Raw genomic sequence first — 20,954 nt, forward strand, 5'->3', positions numbered from 1 at the left:
CCTTCCTCATCAGATCTTGCGCTGCCGGGCGTCGCGGACGAGGAACTCGTCGAACTCGTCGGAGGCGTCGCGCGCCTCCGCCACGAAGTCCTCGCCGAGGATGGAGGCCACCATGGGGCGGCCGACGATGTCGCGGGCGCGCCCGACCTGCACCACGTCCGGCCGGTCGCGGGGCACCCCGGTGGCGGTGCCGGCCTCCATGGAGGCGGCGAGGTCGGCCGGGAACGCGGCCCCGGCCTCCGGGTCCTGCCACGCGGACGTCCGCGCGCCGGGGATCCCGTCGCGTTGCAGGGAGAGCACCGTGGCCGGGCTCGTCGCCCAGCGCAGGAACTCCCATGCGGCGTCGCGCCGCTGCGAGAACGCGTTGATCGCGAGACCCCAGGACGAGATGTTGTACGGCCGGGAGCCCGCGGGCCCGGCGGGGAACGCGGCGAAGCCGGTGCGGTCGCCGACGAGGGAGCTCTTCGGGTCGACGAAGTTGGTGTAGACCGAGTCGGCGTCGATCACGAAGGCCGCCTTGCCCTGGGCGAAGATCGGCGTGATCTGCTCGAGGCTCATGTTCGTGACACCCAGCGGCCCGGCCTCGCGCAGCAGCCGCCCGTAGTACTCGTAGGCGGCCAGCGCCTCCGGCCGGGCGATCCCGGAGCGGCCGTCGACGACGAAGTCGCCGCCGAACGAGTACAGGTAGCTGGAGAACTGGCTCACCGCGAAGTTGCGCTGGCCGCGGCCGGCGAACCCGGTGCGGCCGGCGGCGGGGTCGTGCAGCCGCGCCGCCGTGGTGAAGAGCTCGTCGAGCGTGGTGGGCGGGCCGTCGGGCACCAGGTCACGCCGGTAGTAGAGCGTGGACCGCTCGGTGACGATCGGCACCCCGAACACGCGGCCCTCGGTGGTGACCCGGTCGCGTGCACCCTCCTGCACGTCGGCCCAGTCGTACTCCGCGTCGCCCGCGACGAGATCGGAGAGGTCGGCGAGCCAGCCGTTGCGGGCGAAGAGCAGCTGCTCCTGCAGCGGCCGGTACATCATCACGTCGACGTCCGGCGCGCTCGCGTTGAGCTTGACGTTGTAGGTGGACGAGAGCTGGTCGGCCGTCATGGTCGAGACCGACACCCGCCGGTGGGCGAGGTCCTCGAACTCGCCGATCCGCTCGCGGATCGCGGTGGTCCACACGTGGTTGTTCAGCACGAGCCGCAGGTCGCCGTCCGGCCCGTCCCCGGACCTCCCGCAGCCGGCGAGGCCGGCCGCGGCGAGCGCACCTGCGCCCGCGCGGAGCAAGTCTCGTCGTCGGATCACGCCGCCCCCCGCCGCGTCTTGTCTGATGTCTGGCTGCCGGGGACCCTACGTCAGGGGTCGATCAACCGTTCCAGCGATACCGGCGCTCGGGACGGCCGGTGCCCCCGTAGCGCAGGCGCACGGTGGCGGCGCCGGTGGCGACGAAGTGCTCGAGGTACCGGCGCGCGCTCACCCGGGACAGCTCCGTGAGCTCGGCGCACTCGGCCGCGGACAGGTCGCCGTCGTGCACGCGCAGCACCTGCTCCACCAGCCGGGCGGTGGGCGCGGTGAGGCCCTTGGGCAGCCGAGTCGTGCCGCCGTGGCGCCCGCCGAACACGCTGTCGATGTCGTCCTGCGCGGCCCGCTGCAGGCCGGCGAGGCGGCCGCGCACCCGCGCCACCCGCTCCACGTGCTCGCGCAGGGCGGCCGCGTCGAACGGCTTCACGAGGTAGTGCGTGGCGCCGCCGTGCAGGGCGGTGGTCACGGTGCCCGGGTCGTCGGCGGCGGTGATCACGAGCACGAACGGGTCGTCGGGGGAGCCGGTGCGCAGCTCGCGCAGCACCTCGAGCCCGGACCGGTCGGGCAGGTAGACGTCCAGCAGCACGAGGTCGGGCCGCAGCTCGCCGGCCAGCCGCACGGCGTCGGCGCCGGTGTGGGCGACGCCGACGACCTCGCAGCCGGGGATCCGCGCGACGTACCCGCTGTGCACGCGGGCGACCATGAAGTCGTCGTCGACGACGAGCACGCGCATGGTCATCAGGCCGGCACCTGTGCCGGGTGCAGCGGCAGGCACGCGGTGAACACCGCACCCCCGTCGTTGTCCAGGGTGATCGACCCGCCGCGGCGCAGGCAGACCTGGCGGGCCAGCGCGAGCCCGAGACCGCGCCCGCCGGTGTCGTGCTCGGCGGCCTTGGTGCTGAAGCCGTGCCGGAACACCTCCTCGACCAGCCCGGACGCCACACCGGGCCCGGAGTCGCGGACGGTCACGCGCACGGCGTCCGCCTCCGAGCCGAAGCCGATCTCCACCCAGCCGGCGCCCGCGGCGTCGAGCGCGTTGTCTACGAGGTTGCCGAGCACGGTGACCAGGTCGGCCGAGAGGACCGGGTCCCCTGCCGGGTCGACCGGGTCGAGCCGGCTGTCCGGAGCGAGCCGCAGCTCGGCCCCGCGCTCGGTGGCGAGGCTCGCCTTGGCCACCAGCAGCGCGGCCACCGCGGCGTCCCCGACGCTCGCGCTGACGTCCCGGCGCCACTGGTCCGAGCCCGCCACGATCCCCGCCACGAACCGCCGCACCTCCTCGTGCTCGCCCAGCTCGGTGAGCCCGGCGATCGTGTGCAGCCGGTTGGTGAACTCGTGCGCCTGGGCGCGCAGCGTGTCGGTGACGTGGCGGGAGGCGTCCAGGCGATCCTCCAGGGCGGCCAGCTCCGTGCGGTCCCGGAGCGTGACGACGGCGCCGACGGTCGCCCCGTCCACCACGACGGGCATCCGGTTGAGCACGAGCACCCGGGTGCCGTGCAGCACCACCTGGTCGGCGCCGACCGCCGTGCCGGTGAGCACGTCGCGCAGCCGGTCGTCCAGCTCGAGGTCGTCGACCCGGGCACCGACGGCCGCGATGCCGAGCAGTTCGCTGGCCGCGGCGTTGAGCAGCGTGATCCGGTGGGCCCGGTCCAGGCCCAGCACCCCCTCCTTCACGCCGAGCAGCATCGCCTCGCGCCGCTGCACCAGCTCCACGATCTCCGTGGGTTCCAGGCCGAGGGTCTGCCGCCGTACCCGCCGGGCGAGCAGCAGTGACCCGGCCACCCCGAGCACGACCGCGACCCCCACCAGCGCCGCGGCCGGCCCGGGCGCGGCGAGGAGCCCGGTGAGCAGCGGCGGCGCCTTCACCCGGGCGGCGACGATGCCGACGACGCGCCCGTCGTCGGCGAGCACCGGCACGTGCGCCACGACCGTGCGCCCGTCGGGGTTGCCGACCCATGCCCGCCCGGCGGGCGCGGTGCTCTCCCCGGCCGGGAACGGCTCCCCGACCTCGGCCGGGTCGGCGGCGCTGCGCACGACCAGGCCGGCGTCCACGATCACGATCTCGTCGGCACCCGACAGGTTGCGGGCGCTCGTCCCGAGGGCCGGCAGCGGACCGAAGCTGCGAGCGGCGAGGCTCCCCCGCACGCCGGCGGTGGCCGCCACGTCCTCGGCCACCGACAGCATCCGCCTGCCCTGCGTCTCCCGGAACGCGGCGTCCGACTGCACCACTGCGAGCGCGGTGACGGCGGCGAGCAGGAGCCCCACGATCCCGAGCTGCCAGCCCAGGAACTGCCGTGCCAGCGTCCGCGCCACGCGGGGCAGGGTCTCATGACCAGAACGACCACAACGACCGATGTGGTCCGAAGGCAGACAGCATGGTCGCCGCAGCTCACGATGTGCGCCACGAGAACCTCGACGGAGAGGGAGGCAGATGCGGACCCGAAGCGTGGTCGCAGTGCTCGTGGCGCTCGCCGCGGTGCTGCTGGTGCCGCCGGCGGTCGGCGGGCTCACCGGTGGCGGCGACGGCACGCAGCTGCGTGGCCTGCGGTTCCTGGTGCCCAACGCGCCCGGCGGCGGCTACGACATCACGGCGCGCACGGCGGCCAAGGCGATGGAGGACGCCGGGATCACCGGCGCGGTGGAGGTGTTCAACCTCCCGGGCGCCGGCGGCACGGTGGGGCTCGGGCGCACGGTCAACGAGAGCGGCAACGACCGGCTGGTCATGTCGATGGGGCTGGGCGTGGTCGGCTCGGTCTACACCAACGACTCGCCCGCGACGCTCACCGACGTCACGCCGATCGCGCGCCTCACGGAGGAGACCGAGATCGTCGTCGTCGGCAAGGACTCGCCGCTGCGCACGTTCGACGACCTCGTGGCGGCCTGGAAGGCCGACCCGGGCGCGGTGCCGGTCGGCGGCGGGTCCAGCCCGGGCGGGCCGGACCACCTCGCGCCGATGCTCATGGCCGAGGGCGCCGGGATCGACCCGCGCACCGTCAACTACGTCTCCTACGACGGCGGCGGCGAACTGCTCGCCGCGGTGCTCGGCGGCAAGGTGGCGTTCGGCGTCTCCGGGCTCTCCGAGTACGCCGACCAGATCGAGGCGGGCGAGCTGCGGGTCCTCGCGGTGACGGCGCCGCAGCGCGTCCCGGGCGTCGACGCGCCCACGCTGAAGGAGGCGGGCGTCGACGTGGAGTTCACCAACTGGCGCGGCATCGTCGCGCCGCCCGGCCTCTCCGACGAGGGCCGCGCCGAGCTGATCGACGCGCTCACGACGCTGCGTGAGTCGCCGGAGTGGTCCGAGGCGCTGGAACGCAACGGCTGGCAGGACGCGTTCCTGCCCGGCGACCGGTTCGCGGCGTTCCTGCACTCCGAGAACGACCGGGTCGCCGGTGTCCTGCGGAACCTGGGGTTGGTGGTATGAGTACGTGGCTTCGTGAGCGTTCCGAACTGGGCGTCGCCGCGCTGCTGCTCGCCACCGGCCTGCTGGTGCTCTCGGACGTCGCCATCGCCCCGCGCTCCGGCAACGCCTCCGACCCGCTCGGCCCCAACGCCGTGCCGATCCTGCTGGGCCTGCTGCTCCTGGTGCTGGCCGCGCTGCTGGCCGTCGACGTGCTGCGCGGCGGCCGCGGGGAGGCCGAGGCCGGCGAGGACATCGACCTCGCCGCGCCCGCCGACAAGCGCACCGTGCTCCTGCTCGCCGGCGTGATCGTCGCGACGGCGGCGCTGATCCCGCTGCTCGGGTGGCCGATCGCCGGCACCGTGCTGTTCTGGGGCGCGACGAACGCCCTCGGCTCGCGCGCCTTCCCGCGCGACCTCCTGATCGCCGCCGGCGTCTCGCTGGCGACGTGGCTCGTGTTCGACGCGCTGCTCGGCGTGGACCTGCCCGGCGGACCGCTCATGGGGCTCATCTGATGACGACGATGGAGAACCTCACCCTCCTGTTCGAGGGCTTCGGCCAGGCGCTGACGCCGGCCAACCTGCTGTTCTCGGCGATCGGCGTGCTGCTGGGCACCGCGATCGGCGTGCTGCCCGGCATCGGGCCGGCGATGGCGGTGGCGCTGCTCCTACCCGTCACGTACGCGTTCGACCCGACCGGGGCGTTCATCCTCTTCGCCGGCATCTACTTCGGGGCCATGTTCGGCGGGTCGACCACGTCGATCCTGCTCAACACCCCCGGCGAGAGCGCCTCGGTGATGGCCGCGATCGAGGGCAACCCGATGGCGCGCGCCGGGCGCGGGGCCCAGGCGCTCGCCGCCGCCGCGATCGGCCACTTCATCGGCGGCATCGCGGGCGCGCTCGGGCTGGTGCTGCTCGCGCCGCTGGTGGCCTCGGTCGCGGTCGACATCGGCGCCCCCGACTTCTTCGCGATCATGGTGCTGGCGTTCGTCGCCGTCACCGGGGTGCTGGGCAGCTCCCGCGTGCGCGGGTTCGCGGCGCTCGCGATCGGCCTGACGATCGGGTTGGTCGGGCTGGACCCGCTCTCCGGGCAGGCGCGCCTGACGTTCGGCATCCCGCAGCTCGCCGACGGCATCGACGTCGTGATCGTCGCGGTCGGGTTGTTCGCGGTGGGCGAGGCGCTCTGGGTGGCCGCGCACCTGCGGCGCACCGTCGACCGGCCGATCCCGGTGGGACGGCCGTGGCTGTCCGGCGACGACCTGCGCCGCACGTGGAAGCCGTGGCTGCGCGGCCCGTTCATCGGGTTCACGTTCGGCTCGATCCCGGCCGGCGGTGCCGAGATGTCGACGTTCATGGCGTACGTGACCGAGCGGCGGCTCTCCCGGCGCCGCGAGGAGTTCGGCAAGGGCGCGATCGAGGGCGTCGCCGGGCCGGAGGCGGCGGCCAGCGCGTCGTCGGCGGGCACGCTCGCCACGATGCTCACGCTCGGCCTGCCGACCACCGCGATCGCCGCCGTCATGCTCGCGGCGTTCCAGCAGTTCGGCATCCAGCCCGGCCCGCTGCTGTTCGAGAACGAGCCGGACCTGGTCTGGACCCTCATCGCCAGCCTCTTCATCGGCCTCGTGCTGCTGCTCGTCCTGAACCTGCCGCTCGCGCCGGTGTGGGCCAAGTTGCTGCGGATCCCCCGCCCGTACCTGTACGCGGGGATCCTGTTCTTCGCCTGTGTCGGCGCCTACGCGGTGAGCGGCCAGCCCGTCGACCTGCTCGTGCTGCTCGCGATCGGCGCCGTCGGGTTCCTCATGCGCCGCTACGGCCTCCCGGTCCTGCCCGCGATCATCGGCGTCATCCTCGGGCCCGACGCGGAGCTGCAGCTGCGCCGCGCCCTGCAGCTCGCGAACGGCGACGTCACCACGCTGGTCTCCACGCCGCTGGCGGTGGTGGTGTACCTGGTGATCGCGGCCCTGCTCCTGTTCCCGCTGGTCGGGAAGCTGAGGAACCGCGGCGACGACTCGGACGCCCCACCACCGCCGCGGGAGCGGGTGGGAGTGTGAGCACCGATCAGGAGAAGACCATGCACATCGCCGATGCGAAGGCGGCTTCGCGGGTCTGGGTGGCCAGCGCCCGGCCGCTGTCGTCGCTGATCGAGCACGAGACGGTGGTGTCGCCCTTCGCCGAGGTCGACATCGCCGTCAGCGACGGCGTCGCATCGGCGCCCCATGCAGAAGTGTCGACGTCGAGGGTCCACGGAGCGGATACGGAGGACACGGTGATCCGGTCGCCGTTCCTGTCGGTGTACATCAGAGTCACCGGATAGTTGGCCTCGACCGTGTAGACGTACGACGCGGGGCGTTCACCGCCGCGGCCGATGGGGCCCGGGACGATCGGTGTCGCCGGTGCGACGGTCGTGGGCGGGGCGGTCACCCGTGGCGTCGGCGGAGCAGCTGATGCCGAGGGGACGGCGGCCGGGGCAGCGGAGATGTCTGAGGCCGTGGCAGCGGAGGCACGGCCGACGACGAACCCGACCCCACCCGCAGTGGCCACGAGAACGGCTGCCGCGGCGGCGAGGGCGAGCACGCGCCGAGGATCGCGGCGCGACGAGGGAAGGGTCGCGGTCGGCGTCGGGGACGGCTGGGCTGCTCCGGGGGGCGTGTCCCATTGCCGCAGCGCGTACTGCGCGGCCGCGGCGAGGTCCCGCGCCGTCGAGAACCGCGCCGCCGGATCCTTCGCCATGCCCCGTGCGATCACCTCGTCGAGCGCCCGCGGCACGTCGCCGCGCTGGAGGCTCGGCCGCGGCGGGTCCGCGGTCAGGTGCGCCTTCATGATCGATGGCAGGCTCGCCGCATCGAAGGGCCGGCGCCCGGTCAGGCACTCGGCGAGCGTGCAGGCGAGGGAGTAGATGTCGGACCGGTGGTCCGGCGGCCCACCGTCGAAGCGCTCGGGCGCCATGTACCCGAGCGTCCCGATCGTCGCGCCGCTGCGGGTGACGGCGGTGAGGTGCTCGTCCAGGGCCCGGGCGATGCCGAAGTCGACGAGGTAGGCGAAGTCGGACGGCGTGACGAGGATGTTCGACGGCTTGACGTCGCGGTGCAGCACTCCGTGGGCGTGGGCGTCGGTGAGGGCCTCGGCGACCTGGCCGATCAGGGCGACTGCCCGCCGAAGATCGAGCGGCCCGGACGCGATGAGCCGGTCCATCCCGATCCCGTCGATCAGGCGCATGTCGATGTAGAGCCGCCCGTCGATCTCGCCGAAGTCGTGGATCGGCACGACGTGCGGGTCCTGCAGTCGCGCGGCGCTGTCGGACTCGCGGCGGAAGCGCGCCCGGAAGTCCTCGTCGTGCGCCAGTTCGGAAGGAAGGATCTTGAGCGCCACCGCGCGGCCACGGCGCTGGTCGAACGCCCGGTGGACCTCGCCCATGCCGCCGTGCCCGAGCAGCCCCTCGAGTCGATACTGCCCCAGCTCGACGAGATGGTCGGTGGCTCTGTCGGCGATCACAAGCGCTCCCCGGTCCGATGGTCGCAGTGATCCTCGCGATCGGGAGCCGATCGTTAACGCGCTCCGACCGGGTAGTGAGCGTGGTCAAAGCGGGTGAGCGTTCCGCGGAACGCTCCGTGAGACGGTCTGCGCGCGACACCGATGCGGTGGGCGCGCCGTTCCCGGCCGGGGACGCCAGGCGTCGCACGTTCGCCGGGGCCTCGGGCGTGTTCGTCGGCGCGTCGAACCCGCACGTGAGCGAGTGGCCGGGATGGGTTCACCACCGGGCCCTGGGGTTGCGTGGGCGGCCGTTCCCGACTGTCTGGCACGCCCGATCTTGACGAGCCCGTCGCTGCTGGGTGCCTACCCTTATCCTGTGGTCCCGATCCTGCCTCCCCTTTGGCCACTCGCGATCGTTTGGTGTGTTCCGCGGAACGCGGTTCAGGTTGCCTTCGTGATCCGGCGGGGGAGCAGGGCGTCCAGGATGGGTGCCGGGTCGAGGCGGTCGCCGTCCCAGTCCGGGGTCAGGGTGGTGTGGTCGATCCGTAGTCGGGCCCAGGTGTGCATCTCGATGAGGATTTCGGTGTTCCCGGTCAGCGGTGTCGGGGCCGCCGACGATGCGGGCCGCCCCGGTGCTGGTTCGAAGTGGATGATCACCTGGGTGTCGCCGGGTCCGACAATTTCTGGCTGCGGGAAGATCGGGCTGCGTTTCGCGGAACGTGCGGTGGAGGAAAGAAGGCAGCTGCGTCGTAGTGATGCTGCGGGGATGGTTCGGGACCACGGGATAGTGGCGTGGGCACCCGACAGAGGCGGGCTCGTCGTGAACAGGCGTGCCCAGTCGGGGACGGCCGCCCGCGCCACCCCGGGGGACGGTAGTTGTGCCAACCTGGCCACGTGCTCACGCACGAGATGGACCGGGACGGGGTGGCAGCGCCCGAGACATCGGGAGGGGTCGGTCGCATCGGCGGCGAGAGGACCAGGCTCGCCCAACGCAAGAAAGATCATCTGTAGCCGAACGCCGGTGATCGCGGAACGCGGCGAAAGGAAAGCAAGTGATCACCGCCCGGGAGACCAGGCTCGCCCGAGCGAGGAAGATCGGCCGTGCTGCCTGCACCGCACGCCGCCGCCCGTCTTCGAGGAGAACGCATGTTCGTGTCGTCCCGGTCCGCGGTGGAGTACCGCGCGATGTTCGACCTCACCCCCGAGGACCTGGTGGGTTCGGTGCTCGACTGCTCGGCGGGCGGGTCCAGCTTCACCGCCGAGACGGACGGCCGGGTCGTCGCGGTCGATCCCGCCTATGCGACGGGGCGCCGTGAGCTGGCGGGTGGGCTGCGGGCGGGGCTGGACGAGGCGGACCGGATCATCGACGACAACGAGGACCGGTTCGAGTGGAGCTGGTACGGCAGTCCCGCCCGGCGGGCGGAGCTGCGGCGGGTGGCGGCGGAGCGCTTCCTCGCCGACCGGGAGGGCCGTCCGGAGCGGTATGTCGCCGGTGCCTTGCCGCACCTGCCGCTGTCCTCCGGCAGCGTCGACCTCGTGCTGTGCTCGCACCTGCTGTTCACCTGGTCCGACCGGTTCGGTGAGGACTGGCACCGCCGGGCGCTCGCGGAGCTCGTCCGGGTGGCGCGGCGCGAGGTCCGGGTGTTCCCCGTCGTCGTGTCGGGCACCGGTGAGGCGGTGGCGTTCCTGGACCGCCTGTGCGGCGAGCTCGACGCGCTCGGGCACCGCACGGAGGTCCGGGGTGTGCCCTACCGGTTCCAGCGCGGGGGCGACCAGATGCTCCGCATCGGCGTCGGGTCAGCGCTGGACAGCGTCGCCCGCAGGTGATCGGGTGCGGTGCGTGAAGGACGGGCAGCTCTCCGACGTCGTGCTGGTGGCCGGCTACGCCCAGCTGCCGCAGAGCACGGGCGCGGGGGTGATGTGGCGGCACCTCACGGTGATCGCGCGCATCGACCTGGACTCCGGCCTGGTCGTCGACGCCTCCACGACGCTCGCCACGGCCGTCGCCGACCGGTTCGTGCGCGAGCTGCTGATCGGCAGCGACCCGCTGCGGGACTCCGGGCGCATCCTCGCCACCCTCGAGCGGCACTACTACGGCAACGGGCGCAAGGCGATCATCGGGGCGTTCCGCGACCTCGTGCAGCGGTACGAGGAGTGCCGCGCCGACCTGGGGGGTTGACAGCCGGGGCGGCCGGTTGATCGGATACCGGCACCCCACCGGCCGGCCGAGTCGCCCCGGTGGACGCCGAGTCCGCTGCACGGTGCTCGCCCGCCGGCGAGGTGCCCCGCGCAGGTCGAGGTGAGGCAGTCCTGCACCGCACGCCGTCGTGCGGTGGTGAGGTGACTGCATGCCCGACACCGTGCTGGCCCCGTTCACCGCAGGCCGCCTGGACCTGCCGAACCGCCTGGCGTTCCTCGCCACGGTCAACAACCTCGGCCGCAACACCGAGATCACCGACGACCTCGTGTCGTACTACGCCGCCCGCGCGCGCGGCGGCGCGGGGATCGTCGTCACCGAGGGCCTGTCGGTGCACCCGACCTCCATCCCGAACGGGACCGCGCCGCTGGCCTACGACGAGTCGCTCGTGCCCGGCTTCCGCACGTTGGCCGACGCGTGCCGCCGCCACGGCGCCCGGGTGTTCGGCCAGCTCTGGCACGTGGGCCGGCAGGCGCTGTGGAACCCCACCCTGCAGCCGTGGGCCCCCTCGGGCGGGCGCGACCCGTACAGCGGCGTCACCGCGCGGACGATGACCGACGCGGAGGTCCGAGAGGTCGTGGACGGGTTCGTGCGCTCGGCGGCCAACCTGGCGGCCGCCGGGTTCGACGGCGTGGAGCTGCACGGCGCGCACGGCTACCTGATCACCCAGTTCCTGTCCCCGTGGAGCAACCACCGCGACGACGCGTGGGGCGGCGACACCGCGCGCCGCACCGCCTTCGTGGCCGCGGTGGTGCGGGGCATCCGGGAGGCGTGCGGCCCCGACTTCGCGGTCGGGCTGAAGATCAGCGCCCACGAGTACGTGGACGGCGGGATCGACCTCGCCGAGGCGCAGCGGATCGTGCGGGTGCTCGGCGACACCGCGCCCGTGGACTACCTGGCGGTGAGCCAGGCCAACTTCAGCCCCAGCCTGGAGTACCACGTCCCGGACATGGCCTTCGGCGACGTCCCGTTCGTGCACCTCGCGGCCGGTGTGCGCGAGGTCGCGGGCGGCGTGCCGGTGATGGCGCTGGCCAAGGTGCCCGACGTCGCCACGGCGGAGCGGCTCGTGCGGGACGGCACGGCCGACCTCGTCGGGATGGCGCGGGCGTGGATCGCGGACGCGGACCTCGTGCGCAAGGCCGAGCGCGGCGAGACCCCGCGCCCGTGCACGTACTGCAACGTCTGCTGGGACTTCATCCACACGGGCCGGCGCATCGCCTGCATGTACGCGCCCGGCACGGGCCGTGAGCTGCACGAGGACCTCCCCGCCGCGGACGAGCGGCTGACCGTCCGCGTCGTCGGCGGCGGGCCCGCGGGCCTGGAGGCCGCCCGCACCGCGGCCGGCTGCGGCCACGACGTCCACGTCTACGAGCGCGCCGACCGCCTCGGGGGCCGGCTGCGCCGGGAGGCCGAGACGCCCGGGCGCGAGCGGATGGCGCTCGCGGCCGACTGGCTCGCCGACGCGGTCGCCGCGGCCGGGGCGAGCGTGCACCCCGGCACCGAGGTCACGCCGGAGACCGTGGCCGGGTGGGACGCCGACGACGTCGTCGTGGTCGCCACCGGGGCCGTCCCGGTCGTCGACGAGGTCCCCGGCGTAACAACGGTGCCGCTGGCCGAGGCCGTGCGGCGGGCCGATGAGCTGGCCGGGCCCGTCGTGGTGGTGGACGAGATCGAGGACGAGCCGGTCTACGCGTTCGTCTGCGCGCTCGCCGCACGCGGTACCGAGGTCCGGCTGGTCACCCGTCGCGAGGCGCCGGCCCGGCGCGTCGCCTACGTCAGCCGCATCGGCACGTCTCGGCGGCTCGACGAGGCCGGGGTCGAGGTGCACGCGCTCGTCGAGCCGGTGCGCGCGGAGGACGGGCGGCTCGTCGGGCGGCACGTCTACTCCGGGCGGGAGCGTGACCTCGGACCGGTCGGGACGGTGGTGCTGGCCGGGCCGGCGGCGCCCGGACCGCACCCGGCGGGCGCGCGCGACGCCCTCGTCATCGGCGACGCCTCGTCGCCGCGCAGCTACGTCGCGATCAGCCAGGAGGCCCACGACGTCGCCGCGGGCCTCAGCAACGAGAAGAGGGAGTGACAGCAATGGCGCTGCAACCCGGTACGACCGCCCAGGCGCAGGAGGTGCCGCCGCCGAACCTGCGCCGCGCGGTGCTGGCCACCTCCATCGGCAACTGCCTGGAGTGGTTCGACTTCGCCGTCTACGGCTACATGGCCGTGGTCCTCGGGCAGCTGTTCTTCCCGACGAACGACCCGGCGTCCTCGCTGCTGCTGTCGTTCGCCGCGTTCGGCGCGGCGTTCGTGGTGCGGCCGCTGGGCGGGATGTTCTTCGGTCCGCTCGGCGACCGCGTCGGCCGCCGCGGCGTCCTCTGCGTGATCATCCTGGTGATGTCGGCGGCGACGTTCTGCGTCGGGCTGCTGCCGACCTACGCGACGGTCGGGGTGCTCGCCCCGGCCCTGCTCGTCGCGCTGCGGCTGGTGCAGGGCTTCACCGCGGGCGGCGAGGTCACCGGCGCGACCGCGTTCATCGCCGAGTACTCGCCCGACCGGCGCCGCGGCGAGGTGACGAGCTGGATCCAGTTCTCGGCGACGCTCGGCTTCTTCCTCGGGCTGGCCGCACCGACCGTGCTGAACCTGCTCCTCGACGCCGAGCAGATCGCGGCGTGGGGCTGGCGACTGCCGTTCCTCCTGGCCGGGCCGCTGGGCCTGGTCGGGCTCTACATCCGGCTGCGCCTCGACGAGAGCCCGCAGTTCGAGGAGCTCGAGCGCTCGGGCCAGGTGGTGCGCCACCCGCTGCGCGAGGCCGTCGTCAAGGGCTGGCGGGAGGTGCTGCTGGCCGGCGGAATCGGGATCATCGTGCACCTGGGCTACTTCCTCGCCCTGGTCTACATGCCGACCTACCTGACCAAGGTCCTCGGCTTCGAGCCGCTCCCGGCGTTCCTCGCGACCACCACGGTGGTGGTGCTGAACGTCCTGGTCATCCCGGTGTCCGGGCGGCTGTCGGACCGCATCGGCCGCAAGCCGCTCATGATGGCGGCAGCGGTCGGGTTCGTCGTCGCGACGGTGCCGGTGTTCCTGCTCATCAGCCACGGCGGGGCCGCGACGTTCGTCGGGCTCGGGATCCTCGGCCTGCTGCACGGCACGTACCTGGGCGCGGTCGCCGCCGCCTTCGCCGAGGTCTTCGCCACGAAGGTGCGCTTCGGCGGGTTCTCGGTCGGCCACAACGTCTCGGCCGCGATCTTCGGCGGGGGCACGCCGCTGCTCGCGACCTACCTCGGGGCCGCCCTCGGCACCACGCTCATGCCGGCCTACCTGATCGTCGCGGGCTCGCTGCTCGGCGTGATCGCGGTGGCCTGTTACCGCGAGATGGCCGGGAAGCCGCTGCACGCCACGAAGGAGGGAACATGACCCGCGTCCAACCGGGGTGGCAGGGCCGGTACTTCGAGGACTTCGCCGTCGGCGACGTCTACGAGCACCCGCTCGGCCGCACCGTCACCGAGACCGACAACACCTGGTTCACGCTGCTGACGATGAACACCAACCAGGCGCACTTCAACGCGCAGGTGGGGGAGTCCTCGGAGTTCGGGCGGATGCTCGTCGCCTCGCCGCTGACGATCGCGATCGCCATCGGCCAGTCCGTCACCGACACCACGCAGAACGCCTTCGCGAACCTCGGGCTCGACGGGCTGCGCCTGACCGCCCCGGTGTACGCGGGGGACACGCTGTGGTCGGAGTCGATCGTGCTGGCCAGCCGGGAGTCGCGGTCGCGCCCGGCGGCCGGGATCGTCACGATCCGCACGCGCACGATCAACCAGGACGGTGTCGAGGTGCTGACGTTCGAGCGCACCTTCTACGTCCACCGCCGCGGTGCGGAGCATGCCGCCCCGCCGCGGCCGCGGGCGCGCACCGCGCTCACGCTCGACGGGCAGGAGGAAGCGGGGTGAGGCCGCTCGAGGACGTCCGCATCGTCTCCCTGGAGCAGTACGGCGCGGGCCCGTTCGCGTCGCTGCACCTCGCGCAGCTGGGCGCGGAGGTCATCAAGATCGAGGACCCGACGGTGGGCGGTGACGTCGGCCGGCACGTCCCGCCCTACGCCGAGGGCGGCGACTCGCTGTTCTTCGAGTCGTTCAACCGCGACAAGTCCTCCGTCGTGCTCGACATCCGGACGCCGGAGGGCCGGGAGGTCTTCCACGACCTCGTCCGCAGCGCCGACGCCGTGTTCTCCAACCTGCGCGGCGACGTGCCGGAGAAGCTGGGCATCCGCTACGCCGACCTCGCGGCGGTGAACCCGCGGATCGTCTGCTGCTCGCTCACCGGCTTCGGGATGACGGGGCCGCGGTCGCGGGAGCCGGGCTACGACTACGTGCTGCAGGCGCTCGCGGGCTGGATGTCGGTGACGGGGGAGCCGGGCGGCGCGCCGGAGAAGACCGGCCTGTCGCTGGTGGACTACAGCGGCGGGTTCGTCGCGGCGATCGCGCTGCTCGCCGGCATCCACGCCGCCCGCCGGGACGGGGTCGGCACCGACTGCGACCTGTCCCTCTACGACACCGCGGTCAGCCTGCTGACCTACCCCGGCACCTGGCACCTCACCGAGGGCTACGAGCCGCGCCGCACCCGGCACTCGGCGCACCCCTCGCTGGTGCCGTTCCAGGCGTTCGAGGCGGCCGACGGCTGGCTCGTCGTGGGGTGCGCCAAGGAGAAGTTCTGGCAGCGGCTCACGGTCGTGCTGGAGCGCCCGGACCTCGCCGAGGACCCGCGGTTCGCCACGTTCGCCGACCGGGCGCGGCACGCGGACGAGCTCGTCGCGCTGCTCGAGGAGCTCTTCCGCACGCGGACCGTGGCCGAGTGGCTGGCGCCGCTCTACGCCGCGCCCGTGCCGTGCGCGCCGGTGCACGACGTCGCGGAGGCGCTGCGCGACCCGCACGCCGTGGCCCGGGAGCTGATCACCGAGACCGAGCACCCCCGCTTCGGCCGGGTGCGGGCGCTGCGTTCGCCGGTGCGGCTCGGACCACCCGGCGGCGACACCGCTCCGACCCGCGGCGCGCCCGCGATGGGCGAGCACACCGGGTCCGTGCTGCGCGCGCTCGGCTACGACGACGACCGCATCGCCGCGCTCGCCCGCTCCGGCGCGCTCGGCCCGATCCCCGCCCAGGAGGGCGCACCGTGGACTTCACCCTGAACGACGAGCAGCGTCTGTTCCGCGACACGCTGCGCGACTTCGTCGAGCGCGAGATCAAGCCGGTCGCGCGGTCCTTCGAGCAGTCCGGCCGCTACCCGACGGAGATCGTTGCGGGGATGCGCGAGCTGGGCCTGTTCGGCCTGGTGATCCCCGAGGAGTACGGCGGGCTGGGCGCGGACACCGTGTCCTTCGCGCTCACCTTCGAGGAGATCTCGCGGGGCTGGATGGGCATCGCGGGCGTGCTGGGCAGCCACTCGGTGGCCTGCTGGATGCTCGCCAGGCACGGCACCGAGGAGCAGCGCGCGCGGTTCCTGCCCGAGCTCGCCACGGGCGCGCGGCGCACCGGCATCGCGCTGACCGAGCCGGGCGCGGGCACCGACCTGCAAGGCATCACGACGACGGCGCGCCGCGACGGCGACACCTACGTCGTCAACGGCACCAAGATGTGGATCACCAACGCGCGGCACGCCGACCCGCTGCCGGTGCTGGTCAAGACCGATCCGACGGCGCAGCCCGCGCACCGGGGGATGAGCATGCTGCTCGTCGACGCGGGCACCCCCGGCTTCGAGGTCACCGCCGACATCGGCAAGCTCGGCTACAAGGGCCCCGAGTCCTGCGAGGTCGTGCTCACCGACGCCCGCGTGCCCGCGGCCAACCTCCTCGGCGGCACCGAGGGGCGCGGGCTGCAGCAGGCGCTGTCGGCGCTCGAGACCGGCCGGATCAACATCGCCGCCCGCGGTGTGGGCATCGCCCAGCGCGCCTACGAGGAGGCCCTCGGGTACGCCCGCACCCGCACCGCCTTCGGCGGGCCGATCGGCGACTTCCAGGCGATCCAGCTGCGGCTCGCCGAGATCGCGGTCCGCCTGCAGGGCGCCCGGCTCATGACGTACTGGGCGGCGTCCCGCATGGACGACGGCGTCCGCATGGACACCGAGTCCGGCCTGGCGAAGATCGCCGCGTCCGAGGCCGCCCTGGCGTGCGCGACCGACGCGATGCGCATCCACGGCGGGTACGGCTACTCCACCGAGTTCGAGATCGAGCGCCTCTACCGGGACGCCCCGCTGCTCTCGATCGGCGAGGGCACCAACGACGTGCTGCGCACCGTGGTGGCGAAGGCGCTGCTCGCCGGGCGGGCGAGCATCGGCTGACCGCGCGCCGGCCCGCCCGTTCACCCTTCTCGGGTGTCGGCGTGGCTGCGACCGCGGCGTTGGCTGGGCTGCGTGGACACGACGGCGGTCCTGCTGATCAGCGGATCGCTGTTCCTGTGGGGGATCTTCTCGGGGCGGCTCGAGCGTGCCGACCTGACGGGCGCGATCGTGTTCGTCGCCCTCGGGGGCGCGCTCGCCGGCACCGGTCTCATCGCGGTGCCCGCGGCCGCGGAGACGCTCAAGCCGCTGGTCGAGATCACCTTGGTGTGGGTGCTCTTCTCCGACGCTGCCGGTGTCCCGTTCGGGGAGATGCGCCGCGACCTGGGCCGGATAGTGCGACTGCTGGCCGTCGGGCTGCCGCTCACCGTCGTCGCCGGGTGGGCGCTGGCGTACTGGTTCTTCCCGCACCTCGGGGTGTGGCTGGCCCTGCTGGTGGCGGCGGCCCTCGCGCCGACCGACGCCGCCCTGGGGCTGCCGGTCGTCACCAACCCGGCCGTCCCCGCGCGGGTCCGCAGGCTCATCACCGTCGAGAGCGGCTTGAACGACGGCATCGCCACCCCCGTCGTCATGTTCGCGCTCGCCGGCGCAGCCTCCGCGGAGGGTGTGGCCGGCGCCCCGGGTGTCCGGGAAGCGCTGGTCGAGCTGGGTCTGGGCCTGGTCGTCGGCACCGGGCTCGGCCTGGGCGGTGGCTGGTTGCTGCGCTGGGTGCGAAGCCGCGGGTGGGCGGCCGAGGACTTCGTCGGTATCGCCGTGCTCGCCCTCGCACTCGTCGCCTACGCCGCCGCCCTCACCGTGCACGGGAACGGGTTCGTCGCGGCGTTCTGCGGAGGTCTCGCCTTCGGCGCGATGGCAGGCCCCCGGGGTCCGGCCGAGCTGGTGTTCCTGGAACAGGCGGGCGGCCTGGTGTCCCTGCTGGTCTGGCTGGCGTTCGGGGCGCTGTCCGTCTCGATCATCGCCGACCGGGTCGACCTCGTCATGCTCCTCTACGCCGCCCTCAGCCTGACGCTGCTGCGGATGGTGCCCGTCGCGCTCGCGCTGGTGGGCGCCGGGCTCGACCGGAGGACGGTGCTGTTCGTGGGCTGGTTCGGCCCCCGCGGGCTGGCGTCGCTGGTGTTCGCGCTGCTGACCCTCGAAGAGCTCGGCGCCGCTGCCGACGAGGCCGTCGCCGTCATCGGCCTGACCGTCCTCCTGAGCGTCCTCGCGCACGGCCTGAGCGCCGACCCGTTGGCCTCCCGGTACGGGAGGGCGGCCGCCGAGCGACCGCCGCCGGAACGGCGCTGACCACCTGGTGGGTGGGCGCGGCGCCACCGGAAGCCCATACGGGGCACTCGGACGTCGGACGCCGATGTCAGATATCGGAGCGGGTCTGCGTCCCGGGAAGGGCAGCGCTGACGACGAGCTCGTCGTCAGGATGAATTGGCCGTGCTTTGACTGCGGCGGGCTGTTGGCGATGAGAGTCGGCGGCGATGCCGTCGCCGTCGCGGTGGCCTTCTCACGATGCAGTCGCGGACCAGGTCGATCCGCTGTATGGGAGTAGCGCCCTGCATGGCCAAGACAATGAGCAGGGCCGGAATCAGGATCCGGGCGGCCATGTACCCGACTATCGCGGCGTGCGGCAGCTCAGCAAGCATACCTGCGGTGACGCCGAGCAAGCCGGTATGGTCGGTGAGCATGATCGGGTGCATGATTCGCTCCGCGGGTGGATTCGGCGCCCGTGGGTCGGGCCCGGTCGCAACTCACGTCACCACCGACTGGGGGTCGTCCACCAGAGTGGGCCGGACGGCGCGCTGCTGACATGGGATGTCCGTGGCAGGTTCTGGACAGTGGCGGACAAGGGCGAGCATGAAGCGACGCAAGATCGAGTTCCGGGGGATGCCGGATATTCGCGGTCCTGCCCGGAGGACTCTGGTCGAAGTGCTCCGGCAGCTGATGACGGAGAGCAGGTTCGGCTCACTTGCCGAGTTGGGGGCAGCGATCCGGCCACCCTTGGACAAGCGGCGGTTGTCCGAGTTCGCTCGTGGCGAGCTCCCTGACGCGCACGAGCTGAAGGCGGTCGGCGAGGCCTGTGGGTGGCGCGATTGGCCCCGGCTCCGGCAACTGTTGAACGCTGCGCGGGCCGAGACGACCGCGTCGCACGCCAGGGGGCCAGTCCTGCCGGTCGTAGGTGAGTTCCATGAATGGACGCGGCTGGGCGTGCACCGCCCGATTACCCGGTTGTCATCCGGCGAGGACCTGTCCGAGCGCGTCAACGCCGGCGAGCTGCCTGCTTATGTGCTGCGCGAGAAGGATCTTGAACCGCGGACAGGGCTGCGGCCGGTGCTCGCGGCGATGGCTGACGGATCCGGGCCTCCGTCCGGTCTGGTGTTGATCACCGGTGAGTCGGCGGCGGGCAAGACACGCGCTGCGGTTGAGGCGATGCGCGCTGAGCTGGGCGGATGGCGGTTGCTCAATCCCTACAGCGCCGACGATCTTCGGCGGTACCTTGATGACGGTCTTGATCTTCGACATGTAGTTGTCTGGCTGGACGAGGTTCAAGACTTCCTGCAGACCCCGGTGGGGATCGAGCAGGTGCGTCGGCTATTGGCCAGTCCGACAGGGCCGATCGTGCTGTTGGCCACGTTGCGCACGGACGCTGAGAACATGCTGCGTGGTACGCCGGGGTGGAGAGTGCTCGACGGCCAAGCGCACCGGATCACGCTGCATCGACGGCTCCCGCAGGAGAAGTTCGAGCGGGAACTCAACAGAGCCCACGATCTGCAAGACCCGTGGATCGCCGAGGCCCTGAGCAAGATCGGCAGCCGGTACGGGATCGCCGAATGGCTGGCCGCTGGCCCGCAACTGCTGCGGGAGCTCGACAGGGCTCGCACGAGCAGCGACCCCATTGACGGCGCGGCCGCTGCGATTGTCGAGGCTGCGATCGATTGCTATCGCACTGGATACACCCAGCCGATCCCCGAGTCTCTGCTCGCTGAGGCGCACCGGCTGTATCTCCCTGAGCATCTTGGCCACCCGGACATGAAGAGCTTCTCGGCAGGGCTGGCTCGCGCCCGTCGACCGGTGGCTGGGGCTAGCGGGATGCTCGAACATCACCGGGCATGGGGCGACCTGCCTTTCGACTACCTGCTCGGCAATACCAGCGGCTCCGATTTGTCGGATGTCAACCAAGAGCTTTGGTCCATCTTGCCGATGCATGTCACTAAACCCACAGTCCGTTCGATTGTGCGCGCGGCGCACCGTGCAGGACGCGAGAGCCTGAGCAGCTTGCTGATTTCGCGTTGCGATCCGTTGACACAGGTTGAGTTGTACGTGGAAGTGGGCGACATTGACGAGCTCAAACATCGCAAGGCCTCCGGTGATCATTACGCCACCCGGTGGCTGAACCGGCTGCATGACGGCGAGGTGAACCCAGAGAAAATTGCAGGCCGCGATCATATTTTCGACCGTCCTTCTCTCTTGACACGAGTCCTCGCCGATCGCGGCGATATCCCGTCGCTGTCGCGTCTCGCCGAGACTGGCGATGAGCGGGCTGCGAAGCGATTAGCTCTACTGCTCGACGACGCCGACGCTATGAATGATCTCTACCGGTTGGCTGATCTCGGTGATCAGCGAGCGGCAGAGCAGTTGGCCGTACTTCTCGCTTACGGTGGCGACGTCAGCGGGCTTTCCCGTCGCGCCGACGAGGGCGATCAACACGCTGCCTTCGAGCTAGCCTCGCTCCTGGATAGACGCGGCGATCTCGAAGAACTCTCACGGCGCGCCGATTCCGGCGACCGGCAGGCTGCAGAGCTGCGTGCGTCGTTACTGGCCGACCGTGGCGACATGGACGAGCTCGCCGCCTGCGCTGACGAGGGCGACAGGCATGCCGCAGTGCACCTTGTGAGCCTGCTCGCCGACCGCGGCAACGTCGATGAACTCGCCGCGCGAGCGAACGCGGGCGACCAGCACGCCGCAGACCACCTTGCCGAACTGCGCCAACTTCGCGGAGCGCTGGACATAGCCGGTAATTGAGCCTGAGTTCAGTTCGCTCGGTCGTCGAGTCCGGTCGCCCGATGCGCAGGTCGGCGAACGATATCGACGGTGACCCTATCAAAATACCCCATTGGGCCTGAGAGTTACCACCAAGGTGGCCGGCCGGCGCGGCATCTCACAGCTGAGCTAACTAACGGAGTACGGTTGGCGCGTGTCTTGTCGTTGGTGATACGGCCGCCTCTGAGTAGTTGGAAGTGATCAGGAATGCGCGGCACCGTGCCTGGCTGTGGTCGACCATGTGGAATCTCGGCCG

General features: G+C 72.3%; 17 protein-coding genes. 12 read left to right on the forward strand and 5 right to left on the reverse strand.

The window, feature by feature from the left end:
* Positions 1-9: 9 nt before the first annotated feature.
* From ACU436_RS11645 to ACU436_RS11655, 3 genes are all read right to left on the reverse strand, one after another.
* Positions 10-1,272 carry an ABC transporter substrate-binding protein gene (locus ACU436_RS11645; RefSeq protein ID WP_459024451.1) on the reverse strand — a complete coding sequence of 421 codons (1,263 nt, stop codon included), beginning with the start codon at positions 1,270-1,272 and terminating at the stop codon, positions 10-12.
* Between the two features lie 79 nt (positions 1,273-1,351).
* A complete protein-coding gene (locus tag ACU436_RS11650) occupies positions 1,352-2,020 on the reverse strand; it encodes a response regulator (protein WP_459025669.1) in 669 nt (222 codons plus the stop codon).
* Between the two features lie 5 nt (positions 2,021-2,025).
* Positions 2,026-3,597, reverse strand: a complete 1,572-nt coding sequence (locus ACU436_RS11655; protein WP_459024453.1) for a sensor histidine kinase — start codon at positions 3,595-3,597, stop codon at positions 2,026-2,028.
* Positions 3,598-3,715: 118 nt separating this feature from the next.
* Here ACU436_RS11655 and ACU436_RS11660 point away from each other — a divergent pair, with 118 nt between their 5' ends.
* From ACU436_RS11660 to ACU436_RS11670, 3 genes are read left to right on the forward strand one after another with little or no spacing between them, the layout of a single operon-like run.
* Complete coding sequence (locus ACU436_RS11660) at positions 3,716-4,705, forward strand: Bug family tripartite tricarboxylate transporter substrate binding protein (RefSeq protein WP_459024455.1); 990 nt, start codon at positions 3,716-3,718, stop codon at positions 4,703-4,705.
* On the forward strand, positions 4,702-5,196 hold the full coding sequence (locus tag ACU436_RS11665) for a tripartite tricarboxylate transporter TctB family protein (RefSeq protein WP_459024457.1): 495 nt from the start codon (positions 4,702-4,704) through the stop codon (positions 5,194-5,196). Before ACU436_RS11660 ends, ACU436_RS11665 begins: the two co-directional genes overlap by 4 nt.
* An 8-nt stretch (positions 5,197-5,204) precedes the next feature.
* Positions 5,205-6,731, forward strand: a complete 1,527-nt coding sequence (locus ACU436_RS11670) for a tripartite tricarboxylate transporter permease (protein ID WP_459025671.1) — start codon at positions 5,205-5,207, stop codon at positions 6,729-6,731.
* Positions 6,732-6,738: 7 nt separating this feature from the next.
* Here ACU436_RS11670 and ACU436_RS11675 read toward each other — a convergent pair whose 3' ends face one another.
* Positions 6,739-8,172, reverse strand: coding sequence for a serine/threonine-protein kinase (locus ACU436_RS11675; protein WP_459024459.1), 1,434 nt, complete (start codon positions 8,170-8,172; stop codon positions 6,739-6,741).
* A gap of 420 nt (positions 8,173-8,592) precedes the next feature.
* Complete coding sequence (locus tag ACU436_RS11680; protein WP_459024461.1) at positions 8,593-8,718, reverse strand: hypothetical protein; 126 nt, start codon at positions 8,716-8,718, stop codon at positions 8,593-8,595.
* Between the two features lie 579 nt (positions 8,719-9,297).
* Between ACU436_RS11680 and ACU436_RS11685 the strand changes: the two genes are divergently transcribed.
* The 9 genes from ACU436_RS11685 to ACU436_RS11725 all read left to right on the forward strand — a co-directional run bounded on the left by ACU436_RS11685 (position 9,298) and on the right by ACU436_RS11725 (position 20,680).
* A complete protein-coding gene (locus tag ACU436_RS11685) occupies positions 9,298-9,978 on the forward strand; it encodes a methyltransferase domain-containing protein (RefSeq protein WP_459024462.1) in 681 nt (226 codons plus the stop codon).
* A 13-nt stretch (positions 9,979-9,991) separates the two neighbouring features.
* Positions 9,992-10,330 carry a DUF3870 domain-containing protein gene (locus ACU436_RS11690; protein ID WP_459024464.1) on the forward strand — a complete coding sequence of 113 codons (339 nt, stop codon included), beginning with the start codon at positions 9,992-9,994 and terminating at the stop codon, positions 10,328-10,330.
* 169 nt (positions 10,331-10,499) lie between these two features.
* Entirely contained in the window at positions 10,500-12,425 is a 1,926-nt protein-coding gene (locus ACU436_RS11695) for an oxidoreductase (RefSeq protein ID WP_459024466.1), read from the forward strand.
* 5 nt (positions 12,426-12,430) lie between these two features.
* Positions 12,431-13,753: an MFS transporter gene (locus ACU436_RS11700; RefSeq protein ID WP_459024468.1), complete on the forward strand. Its 1,323-nt coding sequence runs from the start codon at positions 12,431-12,433 to the stop codon at positions 13,751-13,753.
* Complete coding sequence (locus ACU436_RS11705) at positions 13,750-14,289, forward strand: MaoC family dehydratase (protein ID WP_459024470.1); 540 nt, start codon at positions 13,750-13,752, stop codon at positions 14,287-14,289. The genes ACU436_RS11700 and ACU436_RS11705 overlap by 4 nt, the downstream gene beginning before the upstream one ends.
* Positions 14,286-15,524, forward strand: a complete 1,239-nt coding sequence (locus ACU436_RS11710; protein WP_459024472.1) for a CaiB/BaiF CoA transferase family protein — start codon at positions 14,286-14,288, stop codon at positions 15,522-15,524. Before ACU436_RS11705 ends, ACU436_RS11710 begins: the two co-directional genes overlap by 4 nt.
* Positions 15,509-16,672, forward strand: a complete 1,164-nt coding sequence (locus ACU436_RS11715; RefSeq protein WP_459024474.1) for an acyl-CoA dehydrogenase family protein — start codon at positions 15,509-15,511, stop codon at positions 16,670-16,672. The genes ACU436_RS11710 and ACU436_RS11715 overlap by 16 nt, the downstream gene beginning before the upstream one ends.
* 72 nt (positions 16,673-16,744) lie before the next feature.
* Positions 16,745-17,953: a cation:proton antiporter domain-containing protein gene (locus ACU436_RS11720; RefSeq protein WP_459024476.1), complete on the forward strand. Its 1,209-nt coding sequence runs from the start codon at positions 16,745-16,747 to the stop codon at positions 17,951-17,953.
* Positions 17,954-18,514: 561 nt separating this feature from the next.
* Positions 18,515-20,680 carry a hypothetical protein gene (locus ACU436_RS11725; protein ID WP_459024478.1) on the forward strand — a complete coding sequence of 722 codons (2,166 nt, stop codon included), beginning with the start codon at positions 18,515-18,517 and terminating at the stop codon, positions 20,678-20,680.
* Positions 20,681-20,954 lie beyond the last annotated feature (274 nt).

The organism is Pseudonocardia wallangbongensis (assembly GCF_054486945.1).

Excerpts from the sequence above, each read along its gene's own strand:
- ACU436_RS11650 (WP_459025669.1), bottom strand. The coding sequence starts at position 2,020 with ATGCGCGTGCTCGTCGTCGACGACGACTTCATGGTCGCCCGCGTGCAC.
- ACU436_RS11685 (WP_459024462.1), top strand. The coding sequence starts at position 9,298 with ATGTTCGTGTCGTCCCGGTCCGCGGTGGAGTACCGCGCGATGTTCGAC.
- ACU436_RS11700 (WP_459024468.1), top strand. The coding sequence starts at position 12,431 with ATGGCGCTGCAACCCGGTACGACCGCCCAGGCGCAGGAGGTGCCGCCG.
- ACU436_RS11705 (WP_459024470.1), top strand. The coding sequence starts at position 13,750 with ATGACCCGCGTCCAACCGGGGTGGCAGGGCCGGTACTTCGAGGACTTC.
- ACU436_RS11665 (WP_459024457.1), top strand. The coding sequence starts at position 4,702 with ATGAGTACGTGGCTTCGTGAGCGTTCCGAACTGGGCGTCGCCGCGCTG.
- ACU436_RS11660 (WP_459024455.1), top strand. The coding sequence starts at position 3,716 with ATGCGGACCCGAAGCGTGGTCGCAGTGCTCGTGGCGCTCGCCGCGGTG.
- ACU436_RS11725 (WP_459024478.1), top strand. The coding sequence starts at position 18,515 with ATGAAGCGACGCAAGATCGAGTTCCGGGGGATGCCGGATATTCGCGGT.
- ACU436_RS11695 (WP_459024466.1), top strand. The coding sequence starts at position 10,500 with ATGCCCGACACCGTGCTGGCCCCGTTCACCGCAGGCCGCCTGGACCTG.
- ACU436_RS11670 (WP_459025671.1), top strand. The coding sequence starts at position 5,205 with ATGGAGAACCTCACCCTCCTGTTCGAGGGCTTCGGCCAGGCGCTGACG.
- ACU436_RS11680 (WP_459024461.1), bottom strand. The coding sequence starts at position 8,718 with ATGCACACCTGGGCCCGACTACGGATCGACCACACCACCCTGACCCCG.